The sequence below is a fragment of the Streptomyces sp. NPDC028928 genome (assembly GCF_055564915.1).
The window spans coordinates 1-20,645 of the sequence record NZ_JBVHVI010000019.1; the positions used below are offsets into that span (position 1 = coordinate 1).

Consider the following 20,645-nt stretch of genomic DNA (forward strand, 5'->3'; position numbering starts at 1 on the left):
CCCCCCCCCCCCCCCCCCCCCCCCCCCCCCCCCCCCCCCCCCCCCCCCCCCCCCCCCCCCCCCCCCCCCCCCCCCCCCCCCCCCCCCCCCCCGCCGCCGTAAAAGGAGGTGCGGCACCGCCGTCGTAGGGGGGTGCGGCCCCGCCGCCGTAAAAGGAGGTGCGGCACCGCCACCGTAGAAGGGGGGTGCGGCACCGCCGGCGTAGCAGAAACGTGTCCGCTCAGCCCTGGAGCAGCTTCTTCACCGCGGCGGCGACCCGGCCGCCCTCGGCCTGGCCGGCCACCTTCGGGTTCACGATCTTCATGACGGCGCCCATGGCCCGCGGACCCTCGGCGCCGGCCGCCTTCGCCTCCGCCACGGCCTGGGCGACGATCGCGTTCAGCTCGTCGTCGGACAGCTGCTTGGGCAGGTACTCGGCGAGCACCTCGCCCTCCGCCTTCTCCCGCTCGGCCTGCTCGGCACGGCCACCCTGCGCGAAGGCGTCCGCGGCCTCGCGGCGCTTCTTCGCCTCACGGGTGATCACCTTGAGCACCTCGTCGTCCGACAGCTCCCGCTTCTCCTTGCCGGCGACCTCCTCCTTGGTGATCGCGGCGAGCGTCAGCCGGAGCGTCGAGGAGCGCAGCTCGTCACGCTCCTTGATCGCGGCGTTGAGGTCGTCGTGCAGCTTCGACTTGAGCGTGGTGGTCATGGCCCGATTGTCGCAGGTGTACGCCCGGCCACGCCCGCCCATTTAACCGGGGGGCCGGTGCCGGTCGCGATCAACCGGAGGCCGATGCCGGTCTCACCGGGCCCAACCGGTCTGACACGATGGGCACATGCGCGCGCGATACGGAATTCCCCTGGGAGTAGTGGCGGCCGGCGCCGCCGGCCTGGTGTACGCGGCGGGTTTCGAGGCCCGCTCCTTCCGCCTCCGACGGGTCACCGTCCCGGTTCTGCCTCCGGGCATGCGCCCGCTGCGTGTGCTGCAGGTCTCGGACATCCACATGGTGGGCGGGCAGCGCAAGAAGCAGCGCTGGCTGCAGTCGCTGGCCGGGCTGCGCCCCGACTTCGTGATCAACACGGGCGACAACCTGTCCGACCCCGAGGGCGTCCCCGAGGTCCTGGACGCGCTGGGCCCGCTGATGGAGTTCCCGGGCGCGTACGTCTTCGGCTCGAACGACTACTACGGCCCCAAGCCCCGCAACCCCGCCCGCTACCTGCTGGAGAAGGTCCAGGGCCGCCACGGTCTGAACGGCAACCCGCCGGTCGTCGGCGCGATCCACAACCCGTGGGAGGACCTGCGGGACGGCTTCGACGCGGCAGGCTGGCTGAACCTCACCAACACGCGGGGCGTGCTGAAGGTCGAGGGCGTCTCCATCGAGCTGACCGGCCTGGACGACCCGCACATCAAACGCGACCGCTACGCCCAGGTGGCCGGCGGCCCGTCCGGGACGTACGACTTCTCGCTCGGCGTGGTCCACGCGCCGTACCTCCGCGCCCTTGACGCGTTCACAGCGGACGGCTATCCCCTGGTCCTGGCCGGCCACACCCACGGCGGCCAGGTGTGCATCCCCTTCTACGGCGCCCTGGTCACCAACTGCGACCTGGACACCGACCGTGTGAAGGGCCTCTCCACGCACACGGTGGAGGGCCGCACCTCCTACCTCCACGTCTCGGCGGGCTGCGGCACCAACCGCTACACCCCGGTCCGCTTCGCGTGCCCGCCGGAGGCCACGCTGCTGACCTTGGTGAGCCGGGAGCGGTAAGGGAACGGCAAGGGAGGGGTAACCCACCTGGGCGAATCCGCGTGGCCGCGCCCCTCCCCCCGCTCCTAGCGTGAGGGCATGACCGCCCCGATACCCAGGGACATCCCGGACCTGCCCGCGGTCCCGGGCCCGCCCCTGCTGCTGCCCGCCCCGGTCCCGGCCACGGCGGTGGTGGCCCCGGTCCGCCGCCCCGTGGCCGCGGTGTTCCGCCTCCTGACCGCCGTGGCGGCGGCCGGCGGCGTCGCCCTGGAACTCCTCCTGGGCCCCCCGACCCGCATGCTGAGCTACTTCAGCGTCCAGACCAACATCCTGCTGGCCCTGGTCATGTTCCTGTCGGCAAACCGGGCCTGGCGGGCCCGCCGCCCGCTCCCGTCGGCGGTGACAGGCGCCACGCTCCTCTACGCCCTCACCTCGGCCCTGGTCTACCACCTGCTCCTGGGCCACACGACGCCGCCGTTCTCCATGACCGGCGCGACGACACCCCCCGAACGCTGGCACGCCCAGTGGGCGACCCTGCAGATCCTCCACATCCTGGTGCCGGCGGCGGCCCTGCTGGACTGGCTCCTGCTCACCCCCGCGACCCGCCTCCACCTGCGCCAGACCGTGGCCTGGCTCCTCTACCCCCTGGCGTACCTGACCTTCTCCCTCACCAGGGCCGCCTTCCTCCCGCCCACCAGCCCGTCCCGCTACCTCTACCCCTTCCTGGACGTGACGGCCCACGGCTACCGCAGCACCCTCGCCAACGCCCTCCTCCTGGGCCTCGCGATCTACGCCCTGGCCGTCCTCCTGGTGGCCCTCGACCACACCCGCCCGACCCCGGTCCGCCACCCCGCCTGAATCGGATTTCGCCTACAGCCCCCGGTGGGCTAAAGTAAACGTCGTCGCCGCGACAAGCAGCGACACCGGGGTGTAGCGCAGCTTGGCAGCGCGCTTCGTTCGGGACGAAGAGGTCGTGGGTTCAAATCCCGCCACCCCGACGCTGGTCAGAGGCCCATTCACGTGATCGTGAATGGGCCTCTGATGTGTCCGGGGGCCAAACAGGGGGCCAAACGATTTTGATCAGGCCACCGCGTCGCCCTGTTCGTCGTCCGTCGCGTCATTCCCTTCCTGATCTTCAGCGAAGATGGCATCCATCGCTTCGGCACCCTGCGTGATCACGGGCCGCAGTTGCTTGCGGTAGACCGCCTCTGTGGTCGCCTGGCTGCTGTGCCCAACCAGCAGCGCGATCCGTTCCAGGGGGATGCCGTGATCGGAGAGCAGGGACACGAAGCTGTGCCGCAGCTCTCTCGGGGTCCACTCCGGCTTGAGCCCAGCCTTCTTCACGATGGCTTTGAAGTCGCGCCGGACGTTGGCCGCATCGAGCGGCTCACCGCTCCGGGTGGTGAAGACGCGGCCGGCCGGGTCCCACTCCATCCCCTTCGATGCCCGCTCCTGCTTCTGCCATCGCATGTGCTCTTCGAGGACGTCGACCACCTGCCTCGGCAGAGCGATGGTTCGGCGGCTCTTCCTGGTCTTGGTCTCGCCGTGCTTGCGCACCGAACGCCACACCGCGACGTGAGGCGGGATGCCGTCCGTCGTCTCCAGGAAGACGTGATCCCAGGTGAGGGGCCGCGCCTCTTCTGTGCGCACACCGCTGAGGAGCGAGAGCACGAGGTAGGCGTACAGCCGTGACGGACGCGCGGCAGTGAGCACGGCTTTCGCCTGCTCCAGATTCAGCGCTTTACTCGGTCGGCCAGGGCGCCCCTCCGGTGCGGTGACGAGTAGGGCGACGTTCCGCGCGGCCTTGTCCCTGCGCTGAGCGTGCGCGATGGAGCGGCGCAGGATGGCGAGCAGGTCACGCAGGCTGCGCGTCGCGAGGAATTCGGCCCTGCCGTCCAACCAGTCATCGACATCGTCCGCGCTGAGTTCCTTCAGCTTGGCCTTGCCGATGAACGGGATCAGGTGCTTATTCGCCATCGAGCGGTTCTTGCCGATGGTGCCCTTCTCGTCGCGCCCCTTCAGCCCACGCTCCAACCAGTCGTTCACCGCGTCCGCCACCGTGTAGTTGGCGGGCGCCTTGACGCCCGTCTGCACCTCCTTCTTCAAGTCCCGGATCTTGTTGCGGACTTCCGTCTTCGTCTTGCCGTACACCTTCGGCCGGCGGCGCTTGCCGTTCGGGGCGTATCCCAGGGAGACGGCTCCGACGTAGCTCTTCTTAGCAGGGTCCCAATAGATCGTGTCCGCACCGTGGCCGGCCCTTTGGGCACGCTTCGGGGTCTCGGTCATGCTGTGTTGTGCCTCCACATGGAACAGGGCCGCGCCCGGAAGACGCGGCCCTGTTGTTCGCGTTGCTGGGGATTCAGGCGGTGGCTTCCGCCTCGCTCTTGAGGAGTTCGACGTACTGCTCGATGTACTCAGGCGGCACAAGTCGGCGGCGGCCAATACGGACGGTCTTGAGGCGTCCGAGTCGGATCTCCTCGTAGACCATCGAGCGGCCAATCCGGAGAGCCTTTGCCGCCTCTTCAGGTCGGTAGAGGAGTTGTTCAGCAGGTTCAGCAACGGTGCTCATCCGGCGACTCCAGGGTGCTTCTGTCCGAGGTGCGGATTTCTGCGTCATCGCGTCACCTGCGTCATTCAGGGCGCTGACCTGCGGGTTTGAGTGACGAAGGGAGTTTCGGGGTGCGTCACCGGTGACGCGGCTGCCCGTCATCGGTGACGTGGATGACGCGGGGTGACGCACTCGCCGCGCGTCTGCGTCACCGCTCTCTCGGCAGGTCACGGGTCGTTTGCCGTCCGTGGGTGACGCAGGTGACGCAGCGTCTCTTTACTTCGGACAAGAGAGGGAGTGGTGTCTGTTGTAGTGCGCGGCTCAGAGCGTGACGAAGGAGCCGCTTCGCGGCGCGACCATCGCAGGGCGGCGCCGCCGCCGAACAGCAAGAGGAGCACGCCGGGCGGGTGCACGCCGGGCGGGTGCACGCCGGGCGGGTGCTCCTCTTGCTTGTGGCGACGGCAGGGTGCCGGCGGTCAGAATGCCGGTTCCTGCTCGTGTGCGGGCGGCGGGGCCGGGGGCCGGGTCATCTCGATGTACCGGGCCGCCTTGGTGCGTCCCCAGTCGATGAGGACGCCCCGGGCGGCGAGGGTGGGCTGAAGGCGCTTGAGCCGGTCTGAGAGGACTTTGCCGGTGGTCGGCCAGCCTTTTGGAAGGGGCCGGCAGTCCTCACCGCTGTAGAGGCCCGTGAGGGCGTGCAGCCACTCGGCAGAGGTCATCCGCTCCTCTGCCCCCGGAGCGATGCCGGCGGCGTGCTTCAGGACGGTCTGTGCCAGCAAGTCACCTTCAATGACGTCGTCGTTGAGGTCGTCCAGGCTGGCCCGGTAGGCGGCGAGGGCGCCGAACCCGGTGGCCGCGTCGAGTTGCGCGCACAGGTGGGCGAAGTCGGCCATGCGCAGGTCGGTGGGGATGTCCGCTTCGGCCGCACGCACCTTGACCGTGAGGTCGAGCAGGGAGCCGAGGATGATGGGCAGGGCTTGCGCGTACTCCGCCCACAGTTCCGCTTCGGTCCGCCGGACCTTGGGGCGTTCCAGGCGCAGCGGGAGGAGCCGTTCGGCGAGGTCGGGCCGGATGACACCAACGTCGATGCCGGTCAGCAGCAGGGGGCGGCGGTAGCGGGCCCGGACAACGTCCCCGTCCGTGTACAGGGCGCGTTTGACAGTCTCGGCCCCGGTGACGATGCAGCACATCGCGTCGGACAGGTCCGGCGCCAGGTGGGAGAGGTTGTCGAGGGCGGTGACCCATCCGGCGGCCACAGCCGCGATCAGGTTTTCCTCATCCTTCGGGGCGCGGCGCAGGTCTCCGCTCATGCCCTCGATGATCCGCACGAGCATCCGCCCGCCCGTCGACTTGCCCGCGCCCTGCGGGCCAGTGAGGAATGGGGCGGGGACGGGCACGGACGGACCGAGACAGCCGATCAGCCACGCAATGGCCAGGCATTCGGTCTCGGCGTTGGCGAAGTTGCACAGCCTCAGCAGGAGATCGATGCCCTTGCCGTCGGTGTCCTTGACCGGCATGGGCAGCTCGCCCGTGAGCTGCGTGCGGCGCCAGCACACCTCTGCCGGGTCGGGAGTGCGGATGTCCCACCCGGTGGGGTGGATGCGGACCGACTGTCCGTCGTCGCGGCCCAGGTCCAGCCATGTCGCCCCGTCGAACCCGGGCGCAACACGGATATGTACGGGCTGCACGTCCTGGCTCAGCGCGAGTGCCTCGATCAAGTCGAGTGCCTCCTTCAAGGCGGTGCCGTTGAAGACGCCATATCCGTCGCGGAAGAGGCCCACCATGAGTTCCTGTCGGTGGCTGCCCGAGGTGCCTTGGGAGCGGATCGGGCGGGCCACGGGGTGGCCGTTCTTCTGGGCGTACACGGTGCCGTCAGCGGTGCGGAAGTACCGGAAGTGCTCTTGCGCGTAGTCCGCGATGACGTCGCGGGCAGGGGTCTTGTCGTCGTCGGACATGACTCAGAGCCCCAACGCGGTGCGGGCGTTGGTCCACGCGTCCGTGCAGTGCCGCAGGGTCTCGCCTTTGGTCTGCGCGGCGGTGAATAGCCGGGTGACGTGAGCCTCGGTCAGGCAGCAGCACCGGCCGTGCCGGGACAGCACCGCGAGGAACGTCCGGTACACGGTCGCGTGGACCGCGCTGCGCGCCTCGGTGATGCGCTGCACGGCCATGGCGATGCCGCGTTCGAGGTAGGCGGGCGTGCGGTGCGGGCACTCACCGGGCCCGAACCTTGCGGGTACGGCGCCGGCGCGCGGCGCCGACCGGACGGGGGCAAGCTTCTTCACCGCGAGGACGCGCACGGCGTCCGGCAGCTCGGCCATCTGGCCGACACCGGGGCCGAGATAGCGGGCATAGGACATGGACGACTTGATGTCGACGCCGGGCCTGACCGCGTTGTGTGAGGTCATGGTGCCCCGGTAGATCCAGTGCTCACCGCGCGTCGTCGCCACCGTGCGGGTGGCCGCCAGGGCGGTATGGGCCCACGCGATGGCGTCGGCGTTGTCCAGGTCGACCACGGTCAGCCCGGCGGCGCCGGGGTGGTAGGCGACGCAGACGGCACGCCGCCACGCCGCCGCCCACGGGGGCGAGACGATGACCGCCGGATCGGTGGTGGCGGCGGCCCACGCGTGGCAGACGCCAGGGCACCGGCAGGAGCCCGGCGTTTTCATGTTCGGCCGACCGCCGCACGCGTTGGCCGTGCAGGTGGGGCAGTTGCCGAACGGGACCTTGCCCCGCCGCAGGGGCAGCACCGGCACACCGGCAGCAGCCAGTGCCAGCGCGGCCGGCAAGGGTTCGGGCAGCGCGCTCGTGCCGTCACGCCCTCGCCGGATCAGGGTCGGTTGCGTCATGCTGGGAGACCTCCACAGGTCAAGTGGTTGGCAGGTGGACAAGGGCGGCCCCGATTCTTTGGCGAGAGGGAGGGGCCGCCCTTGGCGTAGCTAGCTGTGGAAGTGGTTGCGCTTGATCACGGCCTTGCGAATGTTGACCGTGGTCCCGCCCCGGTGCCCGCTCGTGCCGAGCACCTGCACGGCGATCCAGCCGCCGAAGACCACGGCGGCGAGGATGATGAGCTGGCCGATGAACGCGGTCAGGGCGGCGATGAACGAGGAGAGCAGCACCAGACCGCCGCACACCGCGAGGAATCCGACGCCCCCGAGGGCGACGTTCACGGCCGTGCGGGACACGACCGGCTTGGCGGCGACCGGTTCGGGCTGTGTCGGTGCCACGGCGTAGCCGGTGACGACGCGGCCGTCCGGCAGGACGATGCTCGCCACGGCCGGGAGGTGGCCCGGTTGGACGGGTACGACCGGCGCCGCGTGCACGGCGGGGGTGATCGGGGTGGGGTGGTGGACCACGAGGGGCGTGCTGTGGTGGGTGGTGGTTTCGTTCACGGCTGGGGCTCCTCAGTTGCCGAGGGCGGACAGGGCGTCGGCGGATGCCTGCACGAGGTTGTGGATGGGCTCGTAGGCGCCGGTTCCGGCGGTGAAGAACCCGAAGAGGAACAGCACGAGCGCGGCGCCGCCGCCGGCGGACCTGGTCTTGACGGCGAAGACGGAGGCGGCGCCGAACAGCAGGACGGCGGAGATGTTGAGGATCATCGGGATCCTTCCGGGGTGTCGGTGCCGGCGCGGTAGATGCGCGCCCAGCGGTTGTAGAGCCACCGGCCGATGCGGATGCGCTTGCCGGTGGCGTAGCAGTGGCGGCAGTCCTTGCCGCGCTTCACGCGTCCCTTGCGGTCGGTCTTAAGGGCGTGGCCCATGCCACGGCAGCGGCGGCAGTCACCGAACGGCGACACCGCACACACACCGCCGTAACCGACCGTGATTGCGAGCAGGGAGGCGATAGCGAGCAGGGTGAGGGTCATGCGGGGCCCTTCCTGGCGGGTTTTCGGGGTTTGCGCAGGTGGGCCGCTATCCGCTAGCGGCCTGATCAGAGGCGGTTTGGTGCGCTAGCGGGGCCGCTAACGTTAGCGGGGGCTGCCGCTATCGTTAGCGGCCCCGGAGGCTCAGCCCGCGTCCCGCTTTCCGTCACGCTCCGCGATCACGGTCGTGATGTGGGAGCGGTCGACACCGCGCCGGTTGACGACCTTGCCGCTCACCCGGCGCCCGACCTGGATGGTGGACACGCCGTGCGGCTTGAGCGCGGCGGCGAGTGCGTCGGGGTCCCATCCGTCGTAGACCTCGGGGCGCAGGTCCGCGAGCCGGGTCACGATGGTTTCCGACCACGCCTTGGCCTCCTTGGCCGGGACCACCGCGAGGATGTCCGCGAGCAGGTCGTAGGCGGCCGTGGTCGGCTCGGGTGCCTCTCCGAGGGCGTGTCCGGCGAGCAGTCCGGCCTTCTCGCGGACGCGGCGGGCGCGGGCGGCGATGGTTTCGGCGCCGCCGGCGTCGACGTAGACGGAGCGCACGATCCGGGCGTCGGAGCCTTCGCCCACGAAGTAGTGGATGCCCTTGTCGCCCCAGGCGAACATGGTCGCCCGCACCCCGCGCTTGTAGGCGGAGGTGCCCAGCACCATGTCGTTTTCCAACTGGCCCATCACCTTCAGGCACCACCGCGCGGAGGCGTTCGCGCTGATGCCGGTGGGCAGCGACTTGGCGTCCGGGCGCTGCGTGGCCAGCAGGACCACGATGCCGGTGGCGGGGCCGCGCTTGACCAGGTCGGTGATGATCTCCTCGAACTCCTTGCCGTGCTCGGGATGTTCAAAGAGGACCTGGCACTCATCCACCCCGACCACGATCGGGTGCAGCCCCAAGGACCGCTTGTCCGCGAGAGCGCTGGTCACCTTGGATTCGGGGCAGATGTCCCGGGGCAGGGAGCGGATCACCTTCGTGCGGCGGCGCAGTTCCTCGCGCAGGGCCCGGAAGTCGTCCAACGCGTATTGCACGGGTTCGTCGTCGTCGCCGGCGGCGTGCCGGTAGCCGACCGCGTTGCCCACCGGGTCCAGGTCGCCGGTGCCCTTCATGTCGTACGTGTGCAGCTCCGCACGCGGGTCCAATGCCGCGATGAGCAGCAGCAACCGCAGCAGGAACGTCTTGCCCATGCGCGGGATGGCGCCGATGACGCCCGCGATGTACATGAGGGTGACCGCCGTCCAGCGTCCGCGCTGGTCGGTGCCGTAGGCGACCGGCTTGAACAGGTCCACCTGCCCGGTTTTCAGCAGCGGCCACGCCGGTTGCGACGCCCGCGACATGTCCTGGTCCCCGACCCACAGCACCAGGTGCCCGGTGTGCTCGTCGGGGACCGCCTCGGGCCACACGCACCCCAGCGGGCGGCGCAGACCGGACGCGAGCCGCTCACGGCGTTCGATGATGTCCGTCACGGTCACGCCGTAGGGCAGGTTGCCCTCTGCGCGCCAGCCAGGCCCGTCGCGGGTGATGGGGGCGGTGAACTCGAACCCGTCCCGGCCCTTGGCCTGCGCCTGGTTGATCGCGGGAATCCCCACTGCCCCCAGCGCCCGCAGCACAATGTCGCTGGTGAGCTTGGTGGCCTTGGGCAGTTCCACCGCCCGGTGCACGACCGGGGCGTCCGCCTTGCGGCCGGCGGCCCCCAGGGCGAGGACGACCGCGCTCACGGAGACGGCTTGCAGCCAGTCAGGGGCCAGCACGTACAGGGCGAGCGCCAGACCGAGACCGGTGAACATCGCGAGCGCGGCGACCAGGCTCCGCAGCCGGACCCGCCCGTCACGCTGCCGGGACAGCTTCAGGTACTCGGCGGCGTCCTCGCGGCGCACGGCGGCGAGCCGGACCGGCTCGCCCTCGCGGTCGGCCACCCACCGCAGCGTTCCCCCGACGAACTTCGCGGCGCCGGCCGGGGCCTGGAGGGCAAGGCGGGCGGCGTAGATGGGAGCACGCAGCGCGTGATAGCCGGCGGCGTGGGCGTAGTGGCGGGCCACCCACGCGGCGGCGGTGCGCAGCTCAGCCACGGACTTCAGCCAGAGGGGCACGACCGGGCGGCGACGGGCGCCGGCGAGCCGGCCGAGGTAGCCGGGACCGGTCGCCGCGGGCGCGGGCTGGTCGACCATGACCGGCGTGCCCGGGTCCGCCGGCTCCGGGCCGGTGGCGGGGGCCGGTTCGCGGGCGGCGCGGGCCTTGTCCAGGTCGACCACGTCGGCGCCCTGGTCGGCGGCCATCTCGGCTTCCAGGCGGTTGAACAGTTCGTGGTCGTCGTCGGGATGCTTCACTGAAACTTCCTTCTTTCGCAGAGGGAAGGCGGGGCCGGTCCGTCGCTGTAGGAGGTGAGCGGACCGGCCCCGCCGGGGCTTCAGGCGGCGTACTGCTCGGGGTAGGCGCACGGCACGCACGTGCCGAGCGTCGGGGGAATGACGTAGCCGGCGTCATGCCGGCAGGCGGGGCAGGTGCGCCGGGCGGTGTTGGCCTTGGCGAGCGCCGCCCACCGGGCCGGCGTCATCGGCCGGACCGGCTTGGCCAGGTCGACGCGGTAGAGGTAGGCGACCAGGGGCGGGCGGCCCCGCCGCCGGGGCCGTTCGAGCTGAGCGGCCACATCCTGACCACCGGGCCGCAGACCGAGGGCACGCAGTTGGCGGCGGGTGGCGTAGCCGTCCGGAGCCAGACGCCACCGGAAGACGGGCAGCGTGCTCACGCCGCGCCGCGCCGTCCGGGACGGCGGCCGGCAACCGACCCGAGCAGCCGCCCGAGACGGGCCCGGCGAGGACCGGACCGGCCGGACCGCTTCGCCGCGTACATGGCCTCATCGGCGCGGCGCAGCAGCGCGGACAGGTCCTCGCCCGGGTGATCGGCGGCCCGTACCCAACCCAGGGACACCGTGGTGTGCACCTCGGGGGCGGCGTCGACCGGCCGGGCCAGGACGCGGGCGAGGGTGTGCAACCGGTCGGCCATGGTGCCGTCACGGTCGACCACGACGGCGGCGAACTCATCCCCACCGAGCCGCCCGGTTACTCCGCCGGGGGTGGCGCCGTGGGCGAGGCGGGCGGCGACCGTAGTGAGTAGGACGTCACCAGCCGCGTGACCGTGGGTGTCGTTGATCCGCTTGAAGTGGTCGACGTCCGCCAGCACGACCACGGCGCGCGGGTCGCGCAGCAGGCGGCGGGCCCGCCGGGTGAACGCGTTCCGCGTCCACAACCCGGTGAGCGGATCACGTCGGGCGGTGGTCAGCCGTCCGTGCAGCCAACGGGCATGTACCGCCCACCCGATGACGGGCGGCACGGCCGGTAAGAGCGCGGCGAGGGTACTCACGCGGCCACCCGCTTCCACGCAGCCCGCAACCGGACCTCGGAGGCGGAGTGGCCGGCGGCGCGGAAGCGCACAGCCATCTCCCGGTAGGACAGGGGCGGCGTCTGGCTGTGCCGGATGTCGTGAACCAGCGTGTCCAGCGCACTATCCGACAGGGCCGGGGCCGCTGTCTCCAGCGCCGGAACCGGCTCGGTCGGTCCCCAGACGGGGAGTTCCCAACGGGACGTGACGCCAGGCGTGACGGAGGTCGTCACGCTGGTCAGCGCCCTGCCCGTCTCCTCGCCCCTGCGGGCGGTCTCCAGCGTCGACCAAGCCCCCGCGAGGGTCCGTGAGGTCTTGGCCTGGACGCGTGCGACGCGGGCCCCGGCTTCCGTCACGGCCGTCAGCCGCGTCTCCTCAGTGGCCGCTTCCGCCCGCAGCCGAGCACGGGCCACGGCCGCTTCGTCGCGCGCCTCCTGCTGGATTCCCCGGATCGCGTCCAGCGCGAGCGGCGTGAGCGCCGTGCGCTCCCACAGGCTGTGGACCAGCCACAGGGCCTTCGCCGCGATCGGCAACCACGCCACGGCCAGCCACGCGCCGGCGGAGTGCGCAGCGGTCAGCGCGTGCATGACCAGGACGCCGGCGGCGAGGATGCCGAAGGACCAGCCGACCGCCGTGACCGCACGGCTGTGGTCGCCCTGCGCGGCGAGACGCCGTTCGTAGGCGAGGGTGGCCAGCCATCCACCGTCGATGCCGAGACCCACGACCAGGGCAACCGGCCACGGCACCGCCGCACCCAGCCACATCATGACCACCGCGAGGGTAAGCACCATCGACACGGCCGTCATCGCAACAGCCGGAAGAACCGTCTTCGCCTTCACTGGGCACCTCCCGCCTGCCCCGCCGGGGCACGGTCGTTGACCGGCACGTCGGCATAGGCGGTCAGCATCATGACCGCGCCGGCGAACGGTCCCTCGGCCTTGAGCACGAGGGTGTGACCGTCGCTCTGGGTGCCGGAGTCGACCGCGTCCGGGGCGATGTGCAGTGCGGTGCGCCACTCCTCGAACGCCGCCAGGCTCTCGCACGAGGTGTCGTGGAAAACCAGCCGCAGCCGGTCCGGGTAGAGCGGGGACACGTCCACGTCGGGGGCGGGCAGGTGACCGAAGTCCACGGCCAGCAGCCGCAGCGCCCGCAGGGGGACCGCGAGGTCGTCCAGTGTCACGCGGCACCCCCGGGAAGGCTCGCACCCGCCGCGCGGTTGACCAGCGCGACCCGAGCGGCGAGCGCCCGACGGCGGGCCCGACGGATGCGCCGCTCGTCCAGCTCGGTCGGGGTGCGGTCCAGGGTGGTGATGTGCGCGTCCAACAGGTCGACGTCGGCCAGGATCACGGGCATTTCCAGCTCGATCGCGTCCAGCTCAGCAGCGGTCGGCTCGATGAAGTCGGCGAACGCCGTGATGGCGTCCTGAAGTGTGACAACGTGGTTCATGGGTCGTAGTTCCTTCCAGCGAGGAACGGCCCGAACAGAGCCCCCGGTGTTCCCGCACCGGGGGCTCGCGCCGTTGGAGTCATTCCGGCTCCCCGCACTCCCGCCCGTACGTCCCCGCGCAGCACGCGAGACGGACGGGCGAGAGAGGCAGCCGGCCGCAGCTCATCAGCTGCGAAACCAGAGACGGACCGGCTTGTCGTACAGCGCCGCCAGCCGGTCCGTCGCGGCGGCGCTCACGGTCTTCGTCGGTACATCAGGTGTCCTTTTCACGAGGTCAACAGAGGTGAAGCACTGCAAGGGGGACCACGTCCCCACTCTCCGGCCGTTGCTCGCGGTCGCCGGGCCACCTCGCCAGTACGGGCCGAAACCCTGTTCCACCTGGCCTTTAGCGGGATTGCAGCGTCCCCGCCCCGTGCGTTCGTGCAGATCCGGCGGCTAACTCCCGGAGTCCCAGAGAGGCCGCTCACTGACTAGCTTGCACTAGTGCGCTGTGGTGCACAACCTTTATGAGGTGATGCGCGCTAGTTCGCTGTGGTGGGTACGCTCAGAGCATGACTGTCACAGGAGGCCCCAAGCCGAAAGCGGTGCAGGTCGCGGACGCACTACGCGCTGACATCAAGAAGATGAAGCCGGGAGACAAGCTTCCGTCGCAGCGAGAGCTGATGGACCGATTCGGGTTCGCGAGCCAGACCATCCAGAACGGGTTGGCAGCACTTCGGGCCGAAGGGCTCATCGTCTCGGCCGGGAATCTCGGTAACTTCGTCGGTGACGGGTCGGCCCCCACCGGCGACGTACGCGACGACATCAAGGACATCCGCTCCCAGATTCAGGCATTGGCTGAACGGGTCGCAGCACTCGAAGAGCGCTCCGCCCCGGGTGGTGCGTGATCTGCAACCAGCATGCGAGGAACGGTAGTTGTGAGGTAAGTGACAGCCAGGGGACGGCACGGCGGAGGTGGGGACATGTCCAGTGACACCCCTCTGTCCCCTTCCCTGTCCCCCTGGCGCGCGGGTGAGACTCGGAGTAGGCACTCGGAGGAGGGCACATGACCGACGACAGGCCCGCATGGGCGCGGCGCATTGCTGCCGAACGAACGGCGCGCGACTGGTCGCAGCGTCAGGCAGTGAGGGCACTGCGGGCGCACGCTCCCACGGAGCTGCCGGCGGAGGACAGCATGATTCGCCAGTGGAAGCGCTGGGAGTCAGGCCAGATGCCGAACGACTTCTATCAACCGATCATCGCGGCCCTCTTCGGCACCGTGACGCACGCGCTCTTCCCGGCACCCTCGCGGCGGGATGGAGACAGGGAGATCCTTGCAGCGTCCGGCATGGAGACGCTGGAGATCGTGAGCCGTCTCAACCGGTCCGATGTCGACAACGCCACGCTTGATGCCTTGCGGATCACAGCGGACCGGCTTGCCTCGGAATACCCGTTCATGCCGAGTGAACAGCTCCTCATCGAGGGGCGGCAGTGGCTCCGCCGTGTCGTCGACCTCCACAGGAAGAGCCTCACGCTCGCACAGCACCGCGAGGTGCTCGCGCTGTCCGGCTGGCTCGCGCTACTGGTCGGCTGCGTCGAGTACGACACGGGCGACCGCCACGCGGCTGAGTCGACCCGGCAGGCCGCGCTCTCACTCGCGACCGAGGCTGATCACGCAGAGATCGCCGGTTGGGCACACGAGATGCGGGCGTGGTTCGCCCTGACGACCGGCGACTACCGGGGCGTCATCGCAGCGGCGCAGGCCGGAGCCGAGACGGCACAGCATCACGGCGTGGCCGTGCAGCTCGCAGGCCAGGAAGCCAAGGCGTGGGCGCGGATCGGAGACCGCCGGCAAGTCGAGGTGGCCTTGGACAAGGGGCGGCGGTTGCTCGAAGGGATGCCGTACCCCGAGAACCTGGACAACCACTTCGTGGTGGACCCAGCCAAATTCGACTTCTACGCGATGGACTGTTACCGCCTCGTTGGCGAAGACAAGCTTGCACGCACGCTCGCCGAAGAGGTGCTGAGGGCGGGAACGGACTTCGACGGCACCGAGCGTTCGCCGATGCGGAACGCCGAAGCGCGCGTCACACTCGGAGTCACAGCAGCGCGAGAGGGTGACTTGGAACAGGCGCTCGTCATGGGAGAGCGAGCGCTCGAAGGGGACCGTCAGTCGGTGCCGTCCCTCATCATGACCAGCCGGGAACTCGCCGCTGAGATGAGGCGCCGGTACAGCTCCGAACCGGCGGCACAAAACTACCTAGCGCGGCTTCACTCGCTCGCCGAGCAGAAGCCGGGGTTTATGCCACGGTGAGTGGCCGCGCTAATCAGCGAACTCGCCAGAAACAAGCTTCACCTTTACATACTTCGGTCGACGCGTCCCGGTCTCGACCAAAGCCCGCAATTTTCGAAGGTCTCTCTTCTTGGAGAAATCGAATTCGCGGGTCTCGAATGAAAGAAGTGGCCACCCGAGATTCCACACCCACTTGCGATACCCATACGGAACATTCGGGGGCCAAGGAATCTTCTGAGCAAGAAGATTCGAACCTCGCCAATCATGAAACTTTGCAGGCGGCAGCACTATCGGCTCTTTCTGCTCAGCCCTGAGTATCGGCAGGTCGACCCTAGGGGCCCCTCTCAATACAGCCATAATCCTCTTTGGGAAGCTACGCCTGATAGCGATCTCTACATACTCAACCTGCCCTTCCAGCCTACCCCAGTTGCGCACTCGAATGAGTACGTTTCCCCTAGAGTCGCGCCACGCTCGCACGCGCAGACGGTATCCAGAGGCGTATGCTGAAAACCAGAATAGCGCTCCCGCGGCCACAAGCGCACTAACCACCGAGCCGACTGAACTGATCCATTCGGTGATCTTCGGCGCGGTCGACGGCGCAGGCATAGGCGTGGGCGTAGGAGAAATCACTTCGGGCACCAACAGTAGAAAATAGAGCGTCCGTTTTCTCTGTAGTAGCCCTCACGGCACTGACTGGGGCAGCCCTTACCGCTCTTCGGCCTGCAGTCCGGCCTGCCGCCTCTCATCCCTTTCTCGCAGGCTCCGCTGTCTCCCACATTGACCGTAACGAAAGGGAATTCAGTCCATACGGGAATCAAAGCACAAAAGCCGTCGTCGTCGCGGCCCACGCTAAACAAAGAGAGCTTCCATACCCCCGAATAATCGAAGGGGATGAGGATTACATCGTCTCCATCATGGATCGCTTCCACGAACCAATGGGGAGACGTGAACCGCGGATATTTTTCGAACTCCTTAATCTCGCCCCGCCCGCGATCCCACTCCTCTGCAGACGTAATCACAAACGTGGCTCGCTGCGCCATCTCACTTTCCTGAAGTCGCACATATGCCTGCTCCAACTCCCACGGGAGATTCAGGCGCATGTCAAAATTACTCCAGAAATCTTCCTCACCGCGGAATGCCGATATGGCATTAGCGACATCACCAAGTGATGATCCATGCCTAGCCAAGTGAACGATTTCAGATTGCGTGAGCAATCTGCTCAGGATATTCATCCCGACCCCTTGGTCGATACCGCACAGTGGCAAAGGCTGTCACTGCTTGTCTATCAATATCCAAGCTGGGGGACTCCCTGCTCGCAGCTCAGACTGCGCCAGTCGGGCTAGCGTGCCGTAAGAGAGCCCGGTGCTGCTGCCACAGCGCGGATCCGAAACCGAGCGAGGTCGCTCCGTCGCCACCTGCTCTGAACAGCTCAGGCACCCCCCATGGTGGGTTCAACCAGTGGTAGACCAGGGGGCCAAACGGGGGGCCAATGGAGGCAACCGCACCAAGACCATCCCGGACGCTGGTGGACAGTCCCGGAGCCGAACGCGCAGGAGAGTAACCATGAACCGCGGTCACGCAAGGCCTTAATCGCGTTCGGGACGAAGAGGTCGTGGGTTCAAATCCCGCCACCCCGACGCCGTAGTACCAGGTCAGGGGCCTGATCCGCAGTGCGGGTCGGGCCCCTGAGTGGTTACTGGGCATCTTTTGGGAGCCGCTTGGGAGCCAACCTCGGAATCCGGCTCCCAAGGGAGCGCTGGTGACGCTCCTCAGAGGCCCGACACCTCCGAGCGCAGTCGACTCAGGTTCAAGCGGCCGACTCCTGCCCCCGGCCGGCTTCCTCCGGTGGATCGAGAAGCCTGAAGTCGCAGTCGCCCGGACGACGCCCCAAGCGCTGGACCATCAGAGCTCCGAGAAGTGCGCCCCCAGGGCCGCCCACCGGCCCCGCGTCCGTACCGACGTAGAAGATGCCGTTCTCATCGGGTTCCCGACCGCCGCGATCGGCACCGACGGCCAGCGCGATGGAGAAGCCGAGGAGGTCGACGCGCAGACCCGCGGGCAGATCGCCGCGGAGGAACACCAGCGGATGAGCCATCCCCTCACTGTCGTACCCGGCGGCGACAACTGCGCCCAGCCCGTCGGGCAGGGGATACATGTCCTCGGGAATGTACTCCACGACGCCCTTGAGGTGGTCGGCGGTGAACTGCTTCAGGTTCTCCCACACCTCGTCGTCACTCCGCCATCCGTCCTTCGGTGCCCAGTTTCCGGCCTCGTACAGAGGCAGAACGTCAGCCGGCACCTCTGGCGGGTCCCCCTGCCCCCAGTCCGAGGCGTCATCTGGTTCCTTCACCACCACGCCTTGCCCACCTGTCTCCGGCCAAAGAGTCAGGAGGGAGGCAGGCCGGTGAATGTAACGGCCGAGCAGCGACCTGATAGCGACCGCCGTCTCCTGCTCGCTCAGGCCGACCCGCAACAGCACGCAGAGCCGCCCCGAGACGACGGTCAGTGCGGCCTGCATGCCTTGCTGCCCCAGGTCGATCGCGACGGCCCGTGCGTTCATCGTGTCCATCAGAACGGACAGCTCCAGCGCCCAGGCGTCGTGTGCGCGCATCCTTCCGGACGCCGAGTCCTGGTGACGACTTTGCTCGGGCACGAGCCCCAGCGCTCGGTTTTGCATGGTTGCTCCTTTCCTCTACTCGGCTTGGAGCACCCAGTTTTCGCCCGTTTCCAGACCGTGCGCACGTAAAATCATGAAATGCCATTCCGTGCGCGTCACATCTGCCAGGCTGGTCAGCGTCAGCTCTTCACACACCGGGAATGAACTCTTCTCATACGGGTTGTGGTGAGGTGAGCACAGACGGTACGACGATCGCCATGCACCGATGGTCTCCGTTAAACGACCGGCAGCTCGCGCTCCTCACTCGCATCGGGGACGGAGCCGACCCCGTCACGTCGGACAGCCCAGAGTTCGCCCTCACCGCCCGCGCGCTCAAAGAGCGGCGTCTGATCACCATGCCCAAGCAGGATTGGAAGTGGCAGGCGGAGATCACTGACGCGGGGCGCTTCTACCTGGAACACGGCCATCACCCGGACCGGCCGGAACCGACGCCGCGCAAACAGCGGTCGGCGGGTTCCGAGCAACGGACACGGCCTGCCCCTCCTCCGCAGAAGCAAGACACAGCTCCGTCCACGACGAAGCCGGCGCCACAGCGCGCCGCCAAGTCCCCACAGGCGTCGCCGGCGGAAATCGGAGCCGCCTTGATCGCGGAAGTACAGCAGGCTGGGCGGTTCCTCCGGATCCCGAACCCCAGCGACCAGGAGCGAGCCCGCTACCGCAGGGCCTTCGACGCAGCCCGGCAGTGTGCGCCCGAGGGGTACCACCTGAAGTACAGCGGCCGGGCGAAAGGGGACTTCTTCCTCGGTCTACTCAGGGTGTCGGGTGAGGACGACACCGAGTGGAACCGGATCCGGCTGGCGCGCAGCCGGGTGATCAGCGATGTCGAGGACGTGATCGCCGCTGTCGCTGCGGACCACAGCGCCTTCGAGATCTCGGAGGAGGTCCTGCCGCGAGTCCTCTCGCTTCTCCGGCTCCTCGCCGAGCAGGCACTCGCCCGCCACGGCGAGATCACGGTGTCCAAGAAGCGCAAGCAGCCCAGGCCCCTGCTCACCGTTCACGGCAGGACGTACCAGGTCGGCTTCCGCGAACGGCAGAAGCAGGTCCGGTACGTGCCCAAGCAGCCGGGCCGACGTACGTACGACTGGCAGCGGGTGACGCCGGCGCACAGGTTCGAGCCATCCGGCGAGCTGGAACTGCTGATTAGCCAGCATTCGGGCTACGGCTACGGCCACAGCTACGGCTGGAAGAAGGAATGGGCCGACACCGCCAAGAAGCCGTTGGAGGAGCAGGTCGGTTCGGTGTTCCGGGCGCTGAAGGCGCGCGCGGAGGAGCAGGAGCGGGCTCGGCTGGAACGGGAGGCGGAGCAGCGACGCCTGCGAGAGGAGCGGGAGCGGCAGGAGGCGGAGCGTCGGCGTCTGGAGGCGGAGCGGGAGGAGCGCGAGAGGCGGGAGTGGGAGTCCGCCGTCAGTGCCGCCTCGATCAAGGCGGTTCACGCCCTACGAGCGGAGCACTTCGGCACAGCCCTGGAGCAGTGGAAGGTGGCTGGGGAGATCCGGGTGTTCTGCGTCGCTCTGGACGAAGCCGCCGCCACATCGGACGACGCCGTCGAAGCCGAGAGGCTGCGACAGTGGTCGGCTTGGGGGAAGGCGGAGGCCGACCGGCTGGACCCCACCATGAACGGCAGGGGCCTGGCCGTTCTCGACTTCCACGCGGAGCCGACGGGAGATCAGCTACGGCCCTTTCTCGGCGGCTGGCACCCGCACCGGCCGGAGAGGGAACAGCCTGCGGCACGGCCCGAGCCGCCGAAGTCGACCCCGGAGCCGTGGCGCGGCTCTATCGACGCACGTCAGGATCAAGGCTGGCGATATGGACGCCAAGGTCGCGCTCAATGGTGGAGGCGATGACGCCGTGCCCACGGTCACGTAGGGCCTTGACCGCCTTCTCCACCAGCTGGCCGAGCCGGATGACCTCTTCGCGCAGTGCGACCAGCTCGTCGTAGCGCTCAGCCTTGTCCTCGCCGCACCACGCCCGGACGGTCCGCAGGACGGCCGCCTCCGCATCCAACTTGCGGTCGTCCCGACGACGGTACGAGTACCAGGAGGGCTGTGCGCGCTCCTGCTCGATGTCCTGCTGCTTGCGGTCCACCTCCGGGAGGATCTCGTCGGCGAGGCGGCCCGCTACCTGACTGGCGACGCGTTCGGTGACCGGCCAGCCGGCCAGGCACATGCCGGCACGGTTCTCGTGCACCATCGGGTCACTGCGGATCGCGGTGGCGTCCATGCCGATGAGCGGCGCTGTCTCGTCGAGTCGGCTCAGTTCCAGAACTCCCGCGTCTGCCACCCCTCGGCGGAGGCGCAGCCTGTTCTTCGGCCGGACGAACCCGAGGATCAGGCGCGCGGCCTCGAAATCCGTGCTGCCGCGTACGTGGCGTGACGCCTCGGTCAGTCTGAGCTCTGCCTCGTCATCCGCGCGGAACGCGTCGACGTCTGGCCATGGCGCTACCAGGCAGCCGGGACTGACCCATTCCTGCAGTCCGGCGTCATCGCCTTCCAGGAACCGGACGTGGATCCAGTCAGACCTCCCACGGCCACCCACCCGAACGATCTCCACCTGCCTGACAGGGCCACCCAGCTCCTTCGGCCTCGCGCGGTATGCCCAGTGCTCGCCAATCTCCATGTCCCTATTGAGCCAGGTCCGTTGGCCCCGTTACTGGGCAATCGTCGCAACTGCTGGGGTATGGCGACCACGCCGAGTTGACGCGGCCTCGCGGAGGCATCGTGGACATGGCTGTGCCCTCCAGCAGTGGTCG

Annotated in this window: 22 protein-coding genes and 1 tRNA gene; 6 read left to right on the forward strand and 17 right to left on the reverse strand. The window is 68.9% G+C overall.

The genetic code is table 11. The features are described from left to right. Nucleotides 1–220 precede the first annotated feature (220 nt). Nucleotides 221–688: a GatB/YqeY domain-containing protein gene (locus ACZ4U1_RS34985; protein ID WP_467908202.1), complete on the reverse strand. Its 468-nt coding sequence runs from the start codon at nt 686–688 to the stop codon at nt 221–223. Nucleotides 689–815: 127 nt separating this feature from the next. Between ACZ4U1_RS34985 and ACZ4U1_RS34990 the strand changes: the two genes are divergently transcribed. The 3 genes from ACZ4U1_RS34990 (at nt 816) to ACZ4U1_RS35000 (ending at nt 2,722) form a co-directional block, all read left to right on the forward strand. After that, nucleotides 816–1,745: a metallophosphoesterase gene (locus ACZ4U1_RS34990; protein WP_467908203.1), complete on the forward strand. Its 930-nt coding sequence runs from the start codon at nt 816–818 to the stop codon at nt 1,743–1,745. A 78-nt stretch (nt 1,746–1,823) separates the two neighbouring features. Continuing rightward, complete coding sequence (locus tag ACZ4U1_RS34995; protein ID WP_467908204.1) at nt 1,824–2,582, forward strand: Pr6Pr family membrane protein; 759 nt, start codon at nt 1,824–1,826, stop codon at nt 2,580–2,582. Between the two features lie 66 nt (nt 2,583–2,648). Further along, a tRNA-Pro gene (locus tag ACZ4U1_RS35000) sits at nt 2,649–2,722 on the forward strand. An 82-nt stretch (nt 2,723–2,804) separates the two neighbouring features. Here the strand turns inward: ACZ4U1_RS35000 and ACZ4U1_RS35005 are convergent. From ACZ4U1_RS35005 to ACZ4U1_RS35065, 13 genes are all read right to left on the reverse strand, one after another. Next, nucleotides 2,805–4,010 carry a site-specific integrase gene (locus tag ACZ4U1_RS35005; RefSeq protein ID WP_467908205.1) on the reverse strand — a complete coding sequence of 402 codons (1,206 nt, stop codon included), beginning with the start codon at nt 4,008–4,010 and terminating at the stop codon, nt 2,805–2,807. Between the two features lie 73 nt (nt 4,011–4,083). Next, the gene (locus ACZ4U1_RS35010) at nt 4,084–4,293 is read right to left on the reverse strand and encodes a helix-turn-helix domain-containing protein (protein ID WP_391049300.1); all 210 of its coding nucleotides are present in this window, start codon (nt 4,291–4,293) and stop codon (nt 4,084–4,086) included. Nucleotides 4,294–4,748: 455 nt separating this feature from the next. Then, nucleotides 4,749–6,227 (reverse strand): ATP-binding protein, encoded by a 1,479-nt coding sequence (locus tag ACZ4U1_RS35015; RefSeq protein WP_467908206.1) that lies wholly within the window; start codon nt 6,225–6,227, stop codon nt 4,749–4,751. A 3-nt stretch (nt 6,228–6,230) separates the two neighbouring features. Next, nucleotides 6,231–7,118, reverse strand: a complete 888-nt coding sequence (locus ACZ4U1_RS35020) for a bifunctional DNA primase/polymerase (protein WP_467908207.1) — start codon at nt 7,116–7,118, stop codon at nt 6,231–6,233. 90 nt (nt 7,119–7,208) lie between these two features. Beyond that, nucleotides 7,209–7,661 (reverse strand): hypothetical protein, encoded by a 453-nt coding sequence (locus ACZ4U1_RS35025; protein ID WP_467908208.1) that lies wholly within the window; start codon nt 7,659–7,661, stop codon nt 7,209–7,211. A 12-nt stretch (nt 7,662–7,673) separates the two neighbouring features. Further along, on the reverse strand, nt 7,674–7,868 hold the full coding sequence (locus ACZ4U1_RS35030) for a hypothetical protein (RefSeq protein ID WP_467908209.1): 195 nt from the start codon (nt 7,866–7,868) through the stop codon (nt 7,674–7,676). Beyond that, entirely contained in the window at nt 7,865–8,134 is a 270-nt protein-coding gene (locus ACZ4U1_RS35035) for a hypothetical protein (protein WP_467908210.1), read from the reverse strand. The genes ACZ4U1_RS35030 and ACZ4U1_RS35035 overlap by 4 nt, the downstream gene beginning before the upstream one ends. A gap of 141 nt (nt 8,135–8,275) precedes the next feature. Beyond that, nucleotides 8,276–10,450, reverse strand: a complete 2,175-nt coding sequence (locus ACZ4U1_RS35040) for a cell division protein FtsK (protein ID WP_467908211.1) — start codon at nt 10,448–10,450, stop codon at nt 8,276–8,278. Between the two features lie 80 nt (nt 10,451–10,530). After that, nucleotides 10,531–10,869 (reverse strand): RRQRL motif-containing zinc-binding protein, encoded by a 339-nt coding sequence (locus ACZ4U1_RS35045; protein ID WP_391049287.1) that lies wholly within the window; start codon nt 10,867–10,869, stop codon nt 10,531–10,533. Then, entirely contained in the window at nt 10,866–11,483 is a 618-nt protein-coding gene (locus ACZ4U1_RS35050; RefSeq protein ID WP_467908212.1) for a GGDEF domain-containing protein, read from the reverse strand. The genes ACZ4U1_RS35045 and ACZ4U1_RS35050 overlap by 4 nt, the downstream gene beginning before the upstream one ends. Beyond that, the gene (locus ACZ4U1_RS35055; RefSeq protein WP_467908213.1) at nt 11,480–12,340 is read right to left on the reverse strand and encodes a protein spdB; all 861 of its coding nucleotides are present in this window, start codon (nt 12,338–12,340) and stop codon (nt 11,480–11,482) included. The genes ACZ4U1_RS35050 and ACZ4U1_RS35055 overlap by 4 nt, the downstream gene beginning before the upstream one ends. Further along, nucleotides 12,337–12,681 (reverse strand): hypothetical protein, encoded by a 345-nt coding sequence (locus ACZ4U1_RS35060; RefSeq protein ID WP_467908214.1) that lies wholly within the window; start codon nt 12,679–12,681, stop codon nt 12,337–12,339. The genes ACZ4U1_RS35055 and ACZ4U1_RS35060 overlap by 4 nt, the downstream gene beginning before the upstream one ends. Continuing rightward, nucleotides 12,678–12,947, reverse strand: a complete 270-nt coding sequence (locus ACZ4U1_RS35065) for a DUF6284 family protein (RefSeq protein WP_467908215.1) — start codon at nt 12,945–12,947, stop codon at nt 12,678–12,680. Before ACZ4U1_RS35065 ends, ACZ4U1_RS35060 begins: the two co-directional genes overlap by 4 nt. 551 nt (nt 12,948–13,498) lie before the next feature. On the opposite strand from ACZ4U1_RS35065, the gene ACZ4U1_RS35070 reads away from it, so the two are divergent. Then, complete coding sequence (locus tag ACZ4U1_RS35070; protein ID WP_467908216.1) at nt 13,499–13,834, forward strand: winged helix-turn-helix domain-containing protein; 336 nt, start codon at nt 13,499–13,501, stop codon at nt 13,832–13,834. A 158-nt stretch (nt 13,835–13,992) separates the two neighbouring features. Continuing rightward, complete coding sequence (locus tag ACZ4U1_RS35075) at nt 13,993–15,240, forward strand: XRE family transcriptional regulator (RefSeq protein WP_467908217.1); 1,248 nt, start codon at nt 13,993–13,995, stop codon at nt 15,238–15,240. A 605-nt stretch (nt 15,241–15,845) separates the two neighbouring features. Here ACZ4U1_RS35075 and ACZ4U1_RS35080 read toward each other — a convergent pair. After that, a complete protein-coding gene (locus ACZ4U1_RS35080) occupies nt 15,846–16,451 on the reverse strand; it encodes a hypothetical protein (protein ID WP_467908218.1) in 606 nt (201 codons plus the stop codon). A 575-nt stretch (nt 16,452–17,026) separates the two neighbouring features. Continuing rightward, nucleotides 17,027–17,896, reverse strand: a complete 870-nt coding sequence (locus ACZ4U1_RS35085) for a hypothetical protein (RefSeq protein WP_467908219.1) — start codon at nt 17,894–17,896, stop codon at nt 17,027–17,029. 170 nt (nt 17,897–18,066) lie between these two features. On the opposite strand from ACZ4U1_RS35085, the gene ACZ4U1_RS35090 reads away from it, so the two are divergent. Then, nucleotides 18,067–19,740 carry a PE-PGRS family protein gene (locus ACZ4U1_RS35090; RefSeq protein WP_467908220.1) on the forward strand — a complete coding sequence of 558 codons (1,674 nt, stop codon included), beginning with the start codon at nt 18,067–18,069 and terminating at the stop codon, nt 19,738–19,740. Here ACZ4U1_RS35090 and ACZ4U1_RS35095 read toward each other — a convergent pair. Further along, on the reverse strand, nt 19,670–20,512 hold the full coding sequence (locus tag ACZ4U1_RS35095) for a PE-PGRS family protein (protein ID WP_467908221.1): 843 nt from the start codon (nt 20,510–20,512) through the stop codon (nt 19,670–19,672). The two genes, ACZ4U1_RS35090 and ACZ4U1_RS35095, sit on opposite strands and share 71 nt — an antisense overlap. Between the last annotated feature and the right edge of the window lie 133 nt (nt 20,513–20,645).

What these genes read in the sequence shown, in the direction of transcription:
- ACZ4U1_RS35030 (WP_467908209.1), bottom strand. Translation starts at nt 7,868, where the DNA reads ATGATCCTCAACATCTCCGCCGTCCTGCTGTTCGGCGCCGCCTCCGTC.
- ACZ4U1_RS35075 (WP_467908217.1), top strand. Translation starts at nt 13,993, where the DNA reads ATGACCGACGACAGGCCCGCATGGGCGCGGCGCATTGCTGCCGAACGA.
- ACZ4U1_RS35070 (WP_467908216.1), top strand. Translation starts at nt 13,499, where the DNA reads ATGACTGTCACAGGAGGCCCCAAGCCGAAAGCGGTGCAGGTCGCGGAC.
- ACZ4U1_RS35035 (WP_467908210.1), bottom strand. Translation starts at nt 8,134, where the DNA reads ATGACCCTCACCCTGCTCGCTATCGCCTCCCTGCTCGCAATCACGGTC.
- ACZ4U1_RS34990 (WP_467908203.1), top strand. Translation starts at nt 816, where the DNA reads ATGCGCGCGCGATACGGAATTCCCCTGGGAGTAGTGGCGGCCGGCGCC.
- ACZ4U1_RS35015 (WP_467908206.1), bottom strand. Translation starts at nt 6,227, where the DNA reads ATGTCCGACGACGACAAGACCCCTGCCCGCGACGTCATCGCGGACTAC.
- ACZ4U1_RS35095 (WP_467908221.1), bottom strand. Translation starts at nt 20,512, where the DNA reads ATGGAGATTGGCGAGCACTGGGCATACCGCGCGAGGCCGAAGGAGCTG.
- ACZ4U1_RS35085 (WP_467908219.1), bottom strand. Translation starts at nt 17,896, where the DNA reads ATGCAAAACCGAGCGCTGGGGCTCGTGCCCGAGCAAAGTCGTCACCAG.
- ACZ4U1_RS34985 (WP_467908202.1), bottom strand. Translation starts at nt 688, where the DNA reads ATGACCACCACGCTCAAGTCGAAGCTGCACGACGACCTCAACGCCGCG.
- ACZ4U1_RS35020 (WP_467908207.1), bottom strand. Translation starts at nt 7,118, where the DNA reads ATGACGCAACCGACCCTGATCCGGCGAGGGCGTGACGGCACGAGCGCG.
- ACZ4U1_RS35080 (WP_467908218.1), bottom strand. Translation starts at nt 16,451, where the DNA reads ATGAATATCCTGAGCAGATTGCTCACGCAATCTGAAATCGTTCACTTG.
- ACZ4U1_RS35005 (WP_467908205.1), bottom strand. Translation starts at nt 4,010, where the DNA reads ATGACCGAGACCCCGAAGCGTGCCCAAAGGGCCGGCCACGGTGCGGAC.
- ACZ4U1_RS34995 (WP_467908204.1), top strand. Translation starts at nt 1,824, where the DNA reads ATGACCGCCCCGATACCCAGGGACATCCCGGACCTGCCCGCGGTCCCG.
- ACZ4U1_RS35065 (WP_467908215.1), bottom strand. Translation starts at nt 12,947, where the DNA reads ATGAACCACGTTGTCACACTTCAGGACGCCATCACGGCGTTCGCCGAC.
- ACZ4U1_RS35010 (WP_391049300.1), bottom strand. Translation starts at nt 4,293, where the DNA reads ATGAGCACCGTTGCTGAACCTGCTGAACAACTCCTCTACCGACCTGAA.